The organism is Actinomadura sediminis (assembly GCF_042675525.1).
Classification (GTDB): domain Bacteria; phylum Actinomycetota; class Actinomycetes; order Streptosporangiales; family Streptosporangiaceae; genus Spirillospora; species Spirillospora sediminis.
Map to the genome: position 1 here is coordinate 1 of NZ_JBHTJA010000083.1, position 14133 is coordinate 14133.

Consider the following 14133-nt stretch of genomic DNA (forward strand, 5'->3'; position numbering starts at 1 on the left):
GCGACGCACGAGCAGGCGGAGGCGGGCGTCCGCGCCGACCGCGTGCTGGTGGCGGACGGCCCGGGACTGCCGCGCGGCGTCGCCGCGGCGGCCCGCCGGGCGCCGGGCGTCGTCGCCGCCGTGCCGGTGAAGCGCACGACCGTCCTCATGCCGGTGCGGGAGCTGGGCGAGGAGACGCTCCGGCCGCTGGGCGCCCGCGGCGTGGGCGGCGACGTCGCCGCGACGATCGACCCCGGCGTGTCCGACGGGGAACTCCGCGACCTGCACGGCACGGCCGTCGCGCTCAGCGCGGACGTCGCGGGCGGGCTGGAGGTCGGGTCCACGGCGGAGCTGTGGCTCGGGGACGGCACGCGCGTCGAACCCCGCGTCGTCGCCATCTACGAGCGCGGCCACGGCTTCGGGGACGTCCTGCTCCCCCGCGACCTCGTCGCCGGGCACACGGCCACCCCGCTCGACGACCACGTCCTCCTCCGCACGGAGGGCGGCGCCGACCTGCGGGGCGTCACCGCCGCGCACACCGGCGTCCGGGCGGTCGACTCCGCCGCGTTCGGCGCGCGGGTGTCGCGGGAGGCGCGCCTCCAGGGTTTCGTCGGCGTCGTCGCCGTCGCGGCGATCGGCGGGTTCGTCGTCATCGGCCTCGTCACCACACTGGCCCTCGCGACGGCCGCGCGGCGCCGCGAGTTCGCCCTGCTTCGCCTGGTGGGCGCGACCCGGCGGCAGGTGCTGCGGGCGCTGCGGCTGGAGACGCTGATCGTCGTCGGCACCGGCGTGCTCGTCGGCGCGCTCATCGCCACGGTGACGCTGCTGGCGTTCGCGCTCGCGGTCATCGGCCTTCCGCTGCCCGCGGTGTCGCCCGTCGCCGCCGCCGCGATCGTGCTCGGCGTCGCCGGTTCCGGCGCCGCCGCCGTCATGCTCCCGGCGCGCGCGATGCTGCGCCGCCGCGCGTCCCCCACGATCCACTGAACCACGACCCGCTGAACCACGACCCCCGCCCCACGATTTCCGTCCCCTCACCTGAAAGGACTCCCGCCATGGGAAACACCGCCCGCTGGACGCTCGTCGCGCTCCTGGTCGCCGCCAACGTCGCCACCAGCGTCACCCTGCAGGACACCTGGTACGAGATCGCCATCGGCGTCGTCACCGGCGTCGCGGCGATAGCCCTCGTGATCGACTACCTGGTGCGGGGCCGCCGCGCCCGCTGACCCGCTTCCGCGGGAGCGGATCGCCGGTGGCCGCGACGGCGGCGCGCGGAGTCCACGGGCGGGCCGCCGGGACCGAACCCGGCGGCCCGCCCACGAACGGCCCCGGTCGCCGTTACCATCACGGAGTGCCAAGATCCCGTTGGCATGCTCTGTACCGGAACGGCGTGAAATGGATGATGTCGAGGTCCGGCACCTGCCGGGCAACCTGCCGCAGCTGTTCGCCGACGAGGCCGGCGGCCAGGCGGACGGCGGGGCCGAGCGGACACTGGCGGTGCCGCTGCCCGAGGGGGACGTGGTGTGGCCCGACCCCGGCTATCCGCAGCGGCAGCACCTCATGCGGCCCGCGTTCTGGCTGAGCGACGACCCCGTCGACGGGGTCCTGTGGGCCAGGCTGCGCGCCGAGCACGAGCGCTCGGGGCTGTGGCCGCTGCTGCTGGACGAGTCCGACCAGCCGTGGGCCGCGGGGCAGATCGCGCCGGAGCCGGTCTCCGAGATCGGCAACTACGTCCCCCACGCGTTCATGTACGAGGTCTGGACCGACTACGTCGACCAGGCCGTCGGCGACGACCACGACGATCTCGCGCCGTTCGGCCGGCAGTGCCCGGGCCCCGCCCCGCCCGGCACCCTGCTGGACGACCCCGGCGTGATCGCCGACCGGCACGCCCGGACGATCGCCGCGCGGGCGCCGTCCCTGGGGCTGGCGGCCGTCGAGCGGGGCGCCGACGCCGTCGCCGCCGTGGGCTGGCAGGGCGCCCTGAACCACAACGAGTGGATCGCGCCGCTCGCCGCCGTCCTGCGCTCCTGGGAGGACCGGTTCGGCGCCCGCGTGATCGGCCTCGGGTTCAACACGCTCGAGCTCAGCGTCGCGGCGCCGCCCGTCACGACGCGGCACGCCGTGCACGTGGCGGCCGAGCACTGGGCGTTCTGCCCGGACATCCTGTTCCAGGGCCCCGGCACCCTCGCCGGGTACGCCGAGGAGATCCGCGGCAGGACCTGGTGGTCGTTCTGGTGGGACTGACGCCCGGCTAGGACGGACGGGCGCCCAGCATCCGCAGGCACAGGTGGGCCGTCAGGGCGCCGACGTCCTCGGGGGTGCGCGCGCCGCCGGGCCGGTACCAGCGGCACACGTCGATGGCCAGTGACGCCATGGCGCGGGCGGTGCCCTCGACGTCCGCGACGTCGAACGCGCCCGCCGCCGCGCCGGCCCGCACCTCGTCGCGGACGAGCGCGCGCACGCGGCGGCGCAGCGCCGCGATCCGCTCGGCGTGCGGCGGCTCGAGGGCGCCCAGCTCGTTCTGGATGACGCGGGCGGCGCGGTGGTGGCGGGCGTGCCAGCACGCGAACGCGTACATCAGGGCCCGCACCCGCGCGGGCGGCCCCTCGACGCCGTCCACGGCGCCCTCCAGTTCCGCCAGGACCGACTCGTGCACCGTCAGCGCGATCTGGAACAGCAGGTCGGCCTTCGTGCGGTAGTGCACGTACAGGGCGCCCGCGCTCATGCCCGCCCCGGCGGCGATGTGCCGGGTGGACGTGCCGTGGTATCCCAGCTCGCCGAAGGAGTCGACGGCCGCGCGCAGCAGCCGCCGCGACGCGTCCGGCGCGACCGCGTCCCACATGTCGGAGCCCATGCGGCGATCCTAAGCGACCGCTCAGTAGACTGACCGCACCTTTCCGCCCTTCTCGGCCAATTCCAGGAGGATCCGCATGCGGCGTACCGTCTTCGACACCGACCACGAGCTGTTCAGGGAGTCCGTGAGGGAGTTCGTCGAGCGGACGCTCCTCCCTCTCGACGAGGACATCCGCAATGAGCGGATGCTCAGGCGCGAGGTGTGGCTGGAGGCCGGGCGGCAGGGCTTCCTCGGCATGCAGGTGCCCGAGGAGCACGGCGGGCAGGACGCGGGCGACTTCCGCTTCAACGCGGTGATCGGCGAGGAGCTGGCCCGGGTCGCGGTCGCCTACAACTCGATCGTCAGCATCCACATCGACATCTGCGCCCCCTACCTGCTCGAGCTGGCGACCGACGAGGCGAAGAAGAAGTGGCTGCCGGGCTTCTGCAGCGGCGAGACGATCACCGCGATCGGGATGACCGAGCCGTCCGGCGGGTCGGACCTGGCCGCGCTGAAGACGACCGCGGTGCGCGACGGGGACTCCTGGGTGCTCAACGGGTCGAAGACGTTCATCACCAACGGCGGCCACGCCGATCTGGTGATCGTCGCGGCGAAGACCGACCCCGAGCGCGGCGCCAAGGGCATCACGCTGTTCGGCGTGGAGGCCGGGACGCCCGGGTTCGGCCGAGGCGCCAAGCTCGACAAGGTCGGGCAGCCCGAGGCCGACACCTCCGAGCTGTTCTTCGAGAACGTCCGCGTCCCGGACTCGCACGTGATCGGCGAGCTGAACCGGGGTTTCGTCCACATGATGGAGCGGCTCCCGCAGGAACGGCTGTCGTGCGCGATCGCGAACGTGGCGCACGCGCGCGGCGTCCTCGACGAGACGATCGAGTACGTCAGGGAGCGCAAGGCGTTCGGGCAGCCGATCGGCGCCTTCCAGCACAACAAGTTCCTGGTCGCCGAGCTCATCACCAAGCTGGACGTCGCGCAGGCGTTCGTCGACCAGTGCCTCGCGGCGCACGTCGCCGGGGAGCTGACAGCGGTGGACGCGTCCAAGGCCAAGTACTGGTCGTCGGACGTGCAGAACCAGATCATCGACGGCTGCGTGCAGCTCTTCGGCGGTTACGGCTACATGCGGGAGTACCGGGTCGCGCGGGCGTGGATGGACGCCCGGGTCACCCGCATCTGGGCGGGCACCAACGAGATCATGAAGGAGATCATCGGGCGCGACGCCGGCCTCTAGGGCACCGCCGCGGAGGGCGGTTCCGTCCGGACGCCCGCTCCCCTACGATGCGGCGGAGGAACGGGCGGGAGGGACGGATCCGCCCGGAATGCTCGACGGGACGGGGGCCTCGATGCGGCGTGGGGGCAGGGCGTTGCCCGCGATCGTCGGGGCGGCCGTCGGCGCCACGCTCGTGATCGACGTCGCGCTGCTGCTGTCGGGCCACCTGGAGGAGCCGGCGCGGCCCGCGACGCCGTCCGCGCCCGGGAACCTGGTGTCGGTCGCGCAGGGCGCGGCACCGCCGCCTCCCGTCGTCGCGCCGCTCACCGAGCGCCGCACCGCCGACCTGCTGATCGCCGGGGAGGCGGCGCTGCCGGGCGCCGCCGTCGAGCGGACCCGGGACCTCAAGGGCGTCACCGGCGTCACCGTCGTGGACGCCGCGAACGCCGAGGTCGGCGGGCGGCGGCTCGGGCTGCTCGGGGTCGACCCGTCGGCGTTCCGGGCGTTCACGCCGCGCCGGACGGCCGAGTCCGACCAGCTGTGGCGGACGGTCGCCTCCGGCGGCATGGCGGTGTCGTTCGAGCTCGGCCGCGACCGCACGTTCCCGCTGGGCACGGTCGTCCCGGCGGGCCGCAGCGCGGCGGACGGCCGGGTGCGGGTCGGCGCGTACGCGTCGCTCGGGATCGAGGACGTCGACGCCGTCGTCTCCCGGGAGCAGGCGCGGGCCCTCGGGCTGCCGAGCGGCAACGCGCTCGTGGTGAGCGCCCCGAAGGCCGACCTCGGGAAGCTCGCCGGGCGGCTGAAGAAGGTGCTGCCGGACGGCGTGAAGGTCGCGCGGCTGCGGGCCGCCGAGCGGGCGCCGGAGGGCGAGGGCGGACGCGACCGGCCGCGGGTGACGGGGCGTCCGGACGGCGCGAGCGGCGACAGCACGCCGATCACCGGCAACCGGATGACGCCCACGATGCGGACGCTGCTGCTGGAGCTCAACTCGGTGTTCGGCCCGTTCCCGACCATCGGCTGCTTCCGCTTCGGGGCCGACGCGCAGGACCACGCGGACGGCCGCGCCTGCGACTTCATGCAGACCGCCGGCGGCCGGCTGCCGAGCGCGTCGGCGCGGCGGCACGGCGACCAGGTCGCGGCGTACACGGTCGCGAACGCCGAGCGGCTCGGCGTGTCCTACGTGATCTGGCGGCAGCGCATCTGGAACGTCGCCCGCGCCGGGGAGGGGTGGCGGCCGATGGAGGACCGCGGCAGCATCACCCAGAACCACTACGACCACCTGCACATCTCGGTGCTGCGCTGAGGCTCCGCGCCCGCCGCCGTCCCCTACGGCAGCTCCTGCTCGCACCAGACCGCCTTGCCGCCGGGAGTGCGCCGGACGCCCCAGCGGCTCGCCAGCCGCCCGACGACGTGCAGGCCGCGGCCGGTGTCGGCCGTGCCGCCGCCCTCGCCCGCGGGCTCCCCTTCGCCGCCCGCGGGCTCGCCGTGATGGCGGACGCGGGGACGCCCGTCGGACCGGTCGAACACCTCGCAGACCAGCCCGCCCTCGCGGACGAGGCGCAGCACGAGCCGTCCGGAGGCGTGCCGGATCGCGTTGGTGACCAGCTCGGACGCCAGCAGGACGGTCGAGTCCGCGAGTTCGTCCAGACCCCAGCGGGCGAGCCGGTCGCGGACGAGGCCCCGCGCGCGGCGCACGGCGGCCGGGTCGGCGGGCAGCTCCCAGGAGGCGTGGTCGTCCGCGGGGATGCGCGCCAGCCGCGCGACGAGGACGGCGATGTCGTCGCGGTGCTGGTCGTCGTAGACGCCGTCGAGCGCGTCCTGGCACAGCTCGTCCAGCGGGCGGGCGGCGGCGCCGGGGCCGAGGATGCGGCGCAGCCCGGCGAGCCCGTCGTCGATGTCGCGGGCGCGGTTCTCGACGAGGCCGTCGGTGTAGAGGAACAGCAGGGTGCCGTCCTCGACGGTGAACTCGCGGCTGACGATCGGGCCGCCGCCGACGCCGAGCGGCGGCGCGGGCGGGACGTCCAGGTACGTCGAGGCGCCGCCGGGCGGGACGAGCAGCGGCGGCAGGTGCCCGGCGCTGGCCACCTCGCACCGGCCGCTGACCGCGTCGTAGACGGCGTAGGCGCAGGTGGCGAAGTGGGGTTCGCGCTCGCCGAGGGTGCTCATCAGCGCGTCGAGCCGTTCCAGCGCCTCGGCGGGCGGCAGCTCCAGCCCGGCGAGGGTGTGGATGGCGGTGCGCAGCCGCCCCATGGTGACGGCCGCCTTGACGCCGTGCCCGGCCACGTCGCCGACGACGAGCGCGACGCGGGCGCCGGGCAGCGCGATCGACTCGTACCAGTCGCCGCCCACCTCGATCATCCGGCTGCCGGGCAGGTAGCGGTGGTGGACCTCGACCGTGGACGGCGCCGACAGGCCGGTGGGCAGCAGGCTGCGCTGGAGCGTGAGGGCGGTCGCGCGCTCCCGCGAGTAGCGGCGGGCGTTCTCCACGAAGGTGGACGCGCGGGCCGCGAACGCGTGGCCGATCTCGACGTCGTAGGGGTCGAACGGGCGGTGGGCGGCGTTGCGGGTGCAGACGAAGAAGCCGAGCACCCCGGCCGGGGAGGTGATCGGCAGCAGCAGCATGGACGCGCCCTTGAGCAGGTCGGCGACCGGCGGGCGGCGCCATTCGGCGGCGGCGTGGGCGGCCTCGTCGTCGAAGGAGGCGAAGACGGGCCTGCCGGACTCGACGCACCGCGCGTACGGGGTGCCGGCCGGGTAGGCGATCGTCTCGCCGGTCGGGAACGCGGCGTCCCAGGACGGGTCGCCGTCGTCGAACGCGATGGCCATCCGGCGCAGCGGGGGGCCGCCCGGCCCGGCGGGCGGCTCCTCCTCGTCGAGGTGGCTCTCCAGCAGCATCAGCGCGCCGGAGTTGCAGAAGTGCGGGACGAGCACGTCCATGAGGCCGCGCGCGAGCAGTTCGAGGTCGAGGGTGGAGCCGACGCGGGGCAGGCCGTCGTCCAGCAGCGCCCGGCGGATCACGGCCGGGTCGACGAACCGGTCCGCGAGCGGCACCGGGACCTTGACCACCGCGAGCGCGGCGAGGTCGGGCGCGCCGCCGCTCATCGGGTGCACGGTGACGACCGCGTCGAGCACGGCGCCCCCGGGCGTCTCCACGGCGAGCATCGCGGTGCGCTCCCGTCCGGCCTTGGCCGCCTCCAGCAGCGGCTCCCGCGCACCGGGGATCACCTCGTCCAGCCCGGCGCCGAGCAGGCCGTCCGGATCGGCGGACAGAACTGCGGCGGCGTTCCGGTCGAACTGGAGTATTCTCCCCGACCAATCCAGGCCGAGAATCAGAATCCGGGTGGACGACTCCATCGGTCGATTATGGAACATCGGGGCGCCGGATGCGGCCGATATCGCGACCCGGACGGCCCGTAATCCCCGCCCGCACGGGGCTTCCGGGCGCCGCGGCCGTTCTGACCTGGGGCGGGGAATTCAGCGTGGCGCGATGCGTCGTGTCACTTTTTCGGCTCCTTGAGAATCCCGTCAGGATTTCCCGAAGACCTGCGGCGGCGGGACGGGCACGGCGACCTGCTCGCCGTCGTGCAGCGGCGCCGCGCCGGAGCGGAACGCGGTCAGCTCGCCGCCCGCCAGCAGCCGCGCCCGGGCGATGCCCCCGGCGGCCCGGCGGGTCAGCTCGGCGACCGGCAGCGGCTCCCGTGACCCCGCCACGATGAGGTTGCCGAACCGGCGGCCGCGCAGCACCCCGGGGTCGCCCATCAGCAGCGTGTGGCGGAACACCGACGCGATCGTGGCGGCCGCGCGGCGGGCGAACGGCAGCCGGAACCCGTCGGCGACGTTGGCGAGGTAGACGCCGCCGGGCCGCAGCACCCGGGCGGCGTCGAGCACGAACTCGCGGGTGGCGAGGTCGAGCGGCATCGACGCCTCGGCGAACGCGTCCATCACCACCAGGTCGTCGGCCGCGTCGGGCAGCGCGGCGATCCCGGACCGCCCGTCGGTGATCCGGATCCGCAGGCCCGGGACGTTCTTGACCGGCAGCCGCTCCCGGACGAGCCGCACCAGCTCGCCGTCCGGTTCCAGCACGACCTGCCGGGAGCGGGGACGGGTCGCGGCGACGTAGCGCGGGAGCGTGCACCCGGCGCCGCCGACGTGGACGGCGTCGAGCGGTTCCCCGGCCGGGGCGATCGCGTCGACGACGGCGCCCATCAGCTGCATGTACTCGAAGTCGAGGTAGGTCGGGTCGGACAGGTCCACGTAGGACTGGGGAACTCCGCCCACGAGCAGCACCCAGCCGCCGTCGCGGTCGGCGTCCCGCAGCAGTTCCGCCTCGCCGCCGGCGATCGTGTGGGTCTCCGGCCGTGGACCCCTGCCCTTGCGCGCCATGCCCCCAGCCTACGGACCCGCGGCCGCGCCGGGGCCGCGCCGGGGCCGCGGCGGGGAGGCTCAGGGCCCCTTCGCCAGCGGGTCCGCGAGGGGATCCGCGAGCCGGCCGTCCCCCGGCACGGCCTCGGCGGCGAAGTGGCACGCGCTGGGGTGGGCGGACCCGTCGCGGGGCTCCAGCGCGGGCTCCCGCTCCGCGCAGACGTCCGCCGCCTTCGGGCAGCGCGTCCGGAACCGGCACCCGGACGGCGGGTCCAGCGGCGACGGCGGCTCCCCCTCCAGCTCGATCCGGCCGGCCCAGCCGGGCGCGTCCGGGTCGGGCACCGGGACGGCGGACAGCAGCGCCTGCGTGTAGGGGTGCGTCGCGTGCTCGTAGACCCGCTCCTCGTCGCCGGTCTCGACGACCTTCCCCAGGTACATCACGGCGATGCGGTCGGAGATGTGGCGGACGGCCGCCAGGTCGTGCGCGATGAACACGTACGCGAGGCCCAGCTCGCGCTGCAGCTCGGCGAGCAGGTTCATCACCTGCGCCTGCACGGACACGTCGAGCGCGGACACCGGCTCGTCGCAGACGATCACGTCCGGGCGCAGCGCGAGGGCGCGGGCGATCCCGACGCGCTGCCGCTGCCCGCCGGAGAACTGGTGCGGGTAGCGGTCGGCGTGGTCCGGGTCGAGCCCGACGAGCTCCAGCAGCTCGCCGACGCGGGCGCGCCGCTCGCCCTTGGGGGCCGCGTCCGGGTGGATCGCGAACGGCTCGCCGACGATGTCCCCGACCGTCATGCGGGGGTTGAGGGAGGAGTACGGGTCCTGGAGCACCATCTGGATGCGGCGCCGGAGGGCCCGCAGCTCGGCGCGGGACAGCGCGAAGACGTCCCGCCCGGCGAAGCGGACGGTGCCCGCGGTGGGGCGCTCGGCGGCCAGCAGCAGCCGGGCGAGGGTCGACTTCCCGCAGCCGGACTCGCCGACGACGCCGAGGGTCTCGCCGGGCCGCAGTTCCAGGTCCACGCCGTCCACGGCCTTGACGCGGCCGACCGTCCGCTTGACCAGGACGCCGCGGGTCACGGGGTAGTGCTTGACGAGGCCCTCGACCCGCAGGATCGGCTCGGCGGCCGGACTCGCGGCGGCCGGTTCGCGGGCCGGATCGTCAATGGGGCCGGCCGGCAGGTGCGGCACCGTGGACCTCCTCGGCGAAGTGGCAGGCGGCGGTGTGCCCGGGCGCGACCGTGACCGGCGGCGGCCGGTCCACGGCGCAGCGCGCCTCGGCGCGGGGGCAGCGGGGATGGAACGGGCAGCCCGGCGGGAGCGCGGCCGGGTTCGGCGGCGCCCCGCCGATCGGGGTGAGCGGCCCGCCGCGCCGGTCGAGCCGCGGCACCGAGGCCAGCAGCCCGCGCGTGTAGGGGTGGGCGGGCCGCGCGTACAGCTCCCGGGCGGGCGCCTCCTCGGCGACCGATCCCGCGTACATGACGACGATCCGGTCGGCGACGCCCGCGACGACCCCGAGATCGTGGGTGATCAGCACCATGCCCATGCGCAGCTCGTCGCGGAGCCCGGCGAGCAGCCGCATGATCTGCGCCTGGACGGTGACGTCGAGCGCGGTCGTGGGCTCGTCGGCGATCAGCACGTCCGGTTCGAGCGCCAGCGCCATGGCGATCATGATGCGCTGGCGCATCCCGCCGGAGAACCGGTGCGGGTGGTCGCCGAGCCGCGCGGCGGCCGACGGGATCCGCACCCGCTCCATCAGCTCGACCGCCTTCGCCCGGGCCTCCTTGCGCCGCATCCCGCGGTGCACCTGGTACATCTCGCCGATCTGGTCGCCGACGGTGAAGACCGGGTTCAGCGCGGTCAGCGCGTCCTGGAAGATCATCGAGATGCGTTCGCCGCGGTAGCGGCGGCGCCGCCGCTCGGGCATCCCGAGCAGCTCCTCCCCGCGCAGCCGGACCGAGCCGCGCTCGACGCGGGCGGGGCCGTCCAGGATGCCCATGACGGCCTGCGCCGCGACGCTCTTGCCCGACCCGGACTCGCCGAGGATCGCGACCGTCTCCCCCTCGCCGAGCCGGTACGACAGGCCGTTGACCGCGCGCACCTCCCGGCCCCGGACGCGGAAGGCGACGTGCAGGTCCTCCACCTCGAGGAGCGGCGGCACCGGCTCCGGCGCCCCCGCCGGGCCCTTGTCCGATCTCGTGGTCGTGTCCCCGGTCATGGTGGTGTCCCCGTTCATCGCCTCACCGCAGTTTCGGGTCGAGGGCGTCGCGGGCCGCGTCGCCGAGCATCAGGAAGGCCAGCACCGTGGCCGACAGGAACACGGCGGGGAAGAGCAGCAGGTGCGGATGGGCGATGAAGGAGTCCTGCGCATGGTTGAGCTGGAGCCCCCACGACACCTCCGGGTACTGCAGGCCGACGCCGAGGAAGTCGAGCGTCGCCTCCCCCGCGATCACGTTGCCGACGTTGAGGGTGGCGACGACGATCACGGGCGCGATCGCGTTCGGCAGCACGTGCCGCGCCATGATCCGGACGTCGGACGCGCCGAGCAGCCGCGCCGCCTGCACGTAGTCGGCGTCCCGGACGGCGATGACCTGCGCCCGCATGATGCGGATCATCGTCGTCCAGCCGAGCAGCACGAGCACGAGCGTCATCGCGCCGACGCCGTGCCCGGGGAACGCGACCAGGATGACGGTGGCGCCGAGCACGAACGGCAGCCCGAAGAACACGTCGGTGATCCGGGCGATGACGGCGTCGAGCAGGCCGCCGTAGTATCCGGCGACCATCCCGAACACGAGCGCGATCACGAAGGCGAACAGCGTCACCGCGACGCCGATCAGCAGCGTCGGGCGGGCGCCGTGCACGACGTGCGCGAAGTAGTCGCAGCCCGCGCCGTCGGTGCCGAACCAGTGCCCGGCGGACGGGCCGAGCCGTGCGGCGTTCGGGTCGCAGCCCCGGTTCGCCTCGTGTTCGGTGAGCAGCCCCGGGAACGCGGCCATCACCGCGACGACGGCGAGGATCGCCGCCGAACCCCAGAACACCCAGCGGCGCCGCAGGTCGCGCCACGCGTCGTCCCACAGCGACGCCCGGCCCGCGTCGCCGCCCGGCGGGCCGCCGCCCGCCTCTGCGGTGACGGCCGCCGCGGTCCCCTCCGTCGCGGCCTCCCGTTCGCCGGTCGTCACGGGCTCCTCCTCTCGTGCGCGCTCACTCGTACCGGATCCGCGGGTCGAGCAGCCCGTAGAGCAGGTCCACGAGCAGGTTGACCAGCAGGAAGATCAGCACCAGGACGGTGACGGCGCCGACCACCACCGGGCCCTCCTTGAGCTGGATCGACTGGAACACCTGCTGGCCGATGCCGGGCAGGTTGAAGATCCCCTCGGTGACGATCGCGCCGCCCATCAGCGCCCCGAAATCGACGCCGAGGTAGGTCACCACGGGGATCAGCGAGTTGCGCAGCGTGTGCCGGCCGATCACCCGGGCCCGCGTCAGCCCCTTCGCGCCGGCCGTCCGGACGTAGTCGGCGCGCAGGTTCTCGGCGAGGCTCGTCCGGGTCAGCCGCGCGACGTACGACAGGCCGAACGAGCCGAGGACGATGCCGGGCAGCAGGTAGCTCATCGGCCAGCCCTCGTCGATCCCGGCGGTCGGGAAGATCCGCCAGTGCAGCCCGAACACGATCTGCGCGGTGTAGCCCAGCACGAACACCGGGACGGCGATCACCAGGGTCGTCCCGCCGAGGACGAGCGTGTCGGCGAGGCGGCCGCGGCGCAGGCCCGCCCACACGCCGAGCGCGATCCCGACGACCAGCTCGAAGATCCATGCGGTGACGGCGAGCCGCGCCGTCACCGGCCAGCGCCCCGCGAGCATCTCCGACACGCTCTGCCCGGTGTAGTTCTCGCCCAGGTCGCCCTGCAGGAGCCCCCACATGTACTTGCCGTACTGGACGAGCAGCGGGTCGTTGAGGTTGTAGCGCTCGCGCAGGGTGTGCAGGACGTTGTCGGGGACGGGCTTGTTCCCCGCGAGGGCCTGGATCGGGTCGCCGGGCAGCGCGAACACCATCGCGTAGATGAGCAGCGTCGTGCCGAAGAAGACCGGGACGGCCTGCAGGATCCGCCGGAGCGTGTACCTCCACATCCGCTACTCGACCGTCACCTGGGGGGCGAGCAGGCCGGTGGAGTACGGGGTGATGGTGACGTTCCCGACGCGTTCGGAACGGCCGCCCTGGCCCGTCCACGTCCACAGCGGGATCATCGGCATCTCCCGGATCGCGATCTCCTCGGCCCGGTGGTAGTGCCGCATGGCCTCCCGCTCGTCGGCGGCGCGGTTGCCCTTCGCGATCAGCTCGTCGAACTCCTCGTTCGACCAGCCCATGCGGTTGCCCTCGGAGCCCCACATGTTCTCGAGGTAGTTCTGGGGGCTGGGGTAGTCGGCCTCCCAGTTCTGCCGGTACGGGCCCTTCTCTTCCCGCGCGCGCAGCATCGAGAAGTACTCGGACGCGGGCACCTCCCGGAACTGGATGTCCTGGATGCCGAGATTGTCGCGAATGGAATTGGCGACGATGCGCATCCACTGCTCGTAGGTCGGCTGCGCGTTGGAGAAGTACAGTTCGAGCGTCCCGGTGAATCCGCCGGCCTCGGCGAACAGCTTCTTCGCCTTGGCCGGGTCGTAGGTGCACAGTTCACCGCACGCGTTCGGCCGGTACCCGGGGATGATCGGCGGGAGCAGCGAGTCGGCCGGGTGGTAGGCGCCGTTGTAGACCGCCTTGTTGATGCCCTGGCGGTCGATGACCATCGAGAACGCCTGCCGCAGCCTCGGGTCGGCGAACCGCTCGTCGAACAGCGGGAACCCCAGGTAGTCGATCGTGCCCATCTCGCGGGGCAGGAACCGGTCGCCGAGCACCCGCTTCGCCTCGGGCACCTTCGCGGCCGGGATCGTCTGCAGCACGTCGATCCGCCCGGCCCGCAGGTCGGTGTAGGCGGTGTCGGCGCTGGAATAGCTCTTCCAGGTCACGCCCTTGTTCTTCGGTTTGCGCGGCCCGGCGTAACCGGGGAACGGGACGAGCCTGATCTGCCGGTTGCGCTCCCAGTTCCCGCTCATCATGTACGGGCCGTTGCCGATGGGATGCTCCTCGAACGCCTCGAGGTCGGCCAGTCCAGCCTCGGGCATCGGCGCGTACGCCGGGTACGTCAGCAGGAGCGGGAACTGCCGGAACGGCTCGTTCAGCGTGACCTTGAGCGTCGTGGCGTCCACGACCTCCAGGCCCGACAGCGTCTTCGCCTCCGGGGTGGCGTTCTCGTCCTCGGGGTTCAGCGCGTCGTAGCCCTCGATGTAGGAGAAGTAGCTGTTGGCCGCGTACGCGTTCGGCCCGTACGCGCCGTTGTTCCAGGCGGCCGCGAAGCTCCGCGCGGTGACCGGCTCGCCGTTGTGGAACGTCCGCCCCGGCCGGACCTCGATCGTCCAGACCCGCTGGTCCTCGGACTCGACCGACGCGGCGGCGAGCGGCACCGGACGTCCGTCCGTCGTGAGCGTCATCAGATTGTCGAACAGCCCGCCGAGCACGTCGAAGGAGTAGCTGCTCGTCGTGTTCGCCGGGACCAGGTGGTCCGGCTCGGAATGGCCGACGACGAACGTGCCGTCGCCCGACGCCTCCGCGCCGCCGCAGGCCGCGAGCCCCGGCGACACCGCCAGCAGCACCGCGGCGAGCCCCGCGCCCGCCCGTCTCCGCACACCCCTCTGGCCGATCATG

The 14133-nt window shown here is 74.1% G+C and carries 13 protein-coding genes; 5 read left to right on the forward strand and 8 right to left on the reverse strand.

Features of this window, described 5'->3' with window-relative positions; all coding sequences use genetic code 11:
- From ACFQ11_RS28490 to ACFQ11_RS28500, 3 genes are all read left to right on the forward strand, one after another.
- Positions 1–963 (forward strand): ABC transporter permease (locus ACFQ11_RS28490; RefSeq protein ID WP_378304135.1); only part of this gene is annotated, 963 nt, incomplete at its 5' end.
- A gap of 68 nt (positions 964–1031) precedes the next feature.
- A complete protein-coding gene (locus ACFQ11_RS28495) occupies positions 1032–1202 on the forward strand; it encodes a hypothetical protein (protein ID WP_378304137.1) in 171 nt (56 codons plus the stop codon).
- A gap of 169 nt (positions 1203–1371) precedes the next feature.
- Entirely contained in the window at positions 1372–2220 is an 849-nt protein-coding gene (locus ACFQ11_RS28500) for a DUF4253 domain-containing protein (protein ID WP_378304139.1), read from the forward strand.
- A gap of 7 nt (positions 2221–2227) precedes the next feature.
- Here the strand turns inward: ACFQ11_RS28500 and ACFQ11_RS28505 are convergent, their stop codons facing one another.
- On the reverse strand, positions 2228–2830 hold the full coding sequence (locus tag ACFQ11_RS28505; protein WP_378304141.1) for a TetR family transcriptional regulator: 603 nt from the start codon (positions 2828–2830) through the stop codon (positions 2228–2230).
- A gap of 76 nt (positions 2831–2906) precedes the next feature.
- Here ACFQ11_RS28505 and ACFQ11_RS28510 point away from each other — a divergent pair, with 76 nt between their 5' ends.
- Positions 2907–4052, forward strand: coding sequence for an acyl-CoA dehydrogenase family protein (locus tag ACFQ11_RS28510; RefSeq protein WP_378304143.1), 1146 nt, complete (start codon positions 2907–2909; stop codon positions 4050–4052).
- Between the two features lie 133 nt (positions 4053–4185).
- Complete coding sequence (locus ACFQ11_RS28515) at positions 4186–5334, forward strand: hypothetical protein (RefSeq protein WP_378304145.1); 1149 nt, start codon at positions 4186–4188, stop codon at positions 5332–5334.
- A gap of 23 nt (positions 5335–5357) precedes the next feature.
- On the opposite strand, the gene ACFQ11_RS28520 is transcribed toward ACFQ11_RS28515, so the two are convergent.
- From ACFQ11_RS28520 to ACFQ11_RS28550, 7 genes are all read right to left on the reverse strand, one after another.
- Positions 5358–7385 (reverse strand): ATP-binding SpoIIE family protein phosphatase, encoded by a 2028-nt coding sequence (locus ACFQ11_RS28520; RefSeq protein WP_378304148.1) that lies wholly within the window; start codon positions 7383–7385, stop codon positions 5358–5360.
- Between the two features lie 171 nt (positions 7386–7556).
- Positions 7557–8414, reverse strand: a complete 858-nt coding sequence (locus tag ACFQ11_RS28525; protein ID WP_378304150.1) for a spermidine synthase — start codon at positions 8412–8414, stop codon at positions 7557–7559.
- Between the two features lie 60 nt (positions 8415–8474).
- Positions 8475–9584, reverse strand: coding sequence for an ABC transporter ATP-binding protein (locus ACFQ11_RS28530; RefSeq protein ID WP_449193618.1), 1110 nt, complete (start codon positions 9582–9584; stop codon positions 8475–8477).
- Positions 9556–10611, reverse strand: a complete 1056-nt coding sequence (locus ACFQ11_RS28535; protein ID WP_378304152.1) for an ABC transporter ATP-binding protein — start codon at positions 10609–10611, stop codon at positions 9556–9558. The genes ACFQ11_RS28530 and ACFQ11_RS28535 overlap by 29 nt, the downstream gene beginning before the upstream one ends.
- A 22-nt stretch (positions 10612–10633) precedes the next feature.
- Positions 10634–11572 (reverse strand): ABC transporter permease, encoded by a 939-nt coding sequence (locus ACFQ11_RS28540; RefSeq protein WP_378304154.1) that lies wholly within the window; start codon positions 11570–11572, stop codon positions 10634–10636.
- Between the two features lie 22 nt (positions 11573–11594).
- Entirely contained in the window at positions 11595–12521 is a 927-nt protein-coding gene (locus ACFQ11_RS28545) for an ABC transporter permease (protein ID WP_378304157.1), read from the reverse strand.
- Between the two features lie 3 nt (positions 12522–12524).
- Positions 12525–14132 carry a peptide ABC transporter substrate-binding protein gene (locus ACFQ11_RS28550; RefSeq protein WP_378304159.1) on the reverse strand — a complete coding sequence of 536 codons (1608 nt, stop codon included), beginning with the start codon at positions 14130–14132 and terminating at the stop codon, positions 12525–12527.
- Position 14133: the final 1 nt, after the last annotated feature.

Excerpts from the sequence above, each read along its gene's own strand:
- ACFQ11_RS28495 (WP_378304137.1), top strand. The coding sequence starts at position 1,032 with ATGGGAAACACCGCCCGCTGGACGCTCGTCGCGCTCCTGGTCGCCGCC.
- ACFQ11_RS28500 (WP_378304139.1), top strand. The coding sequence starts at position 1,372 with ATGGATGATGTCGAGGTCCGGCACCTGCCGGGCAACCTGCCGCAGCTG.
- ACFQ11_RS28505 (WP_378304141.1), bottom strand. The coding sequence starts at position 2,830 with ATGGGCTCCGACATGTGGGACGCGGTCGCGCCGGACGCGTCGCGGCGG.
- ACFQ11_RS28510 (WP_378304143.1), top strand. The coding sequence starts at position 2,907 with ATGCGGCGTACCGTCTTCGACACCGACCACGAGCTGTTCAGGGAGTCC.
- ACFQ11_RS28520 (WP_378304148.1), bottom strand. The coding sequence starts at position 7,385 with ATGGAGTCGTCCACCCGGATTCTGATTCTCGGCCTGGATTGGTCGGGG.
- ACFQ11_RS28525 (WP_378304150.1), bottom strand. The coding sequence starts at position 8,414 with ATGGCGCGCAAGGGCAGGGGTCCACGGCCGGAGACCCACACGATCGCC.
- ACFQ11_RS28535 (WP_378304152.1), bottom strand. The coding sequence starts at position 10,611 with ATGACCGGGGACACGACCACGAGATCGGACAAGGGCCCGGCGGGGGCG.
- ACFQ11_RS28545 (WP_378304157.1), bottom strand. The coding sequence starts at position 12,521 with ATGTGGAGGTACACGCTCCGGCGGATCCTGCAGGCCGTCCCGGTCTTC.
- ACFQ11_RS28550 (WP_378304159.1), bottom strand. The coding sequence starts at position 14,132 with ATGATCGGCCAGAGGGGTGTGCGGAGACGGGCGGGCGCGGGGCTCGCC.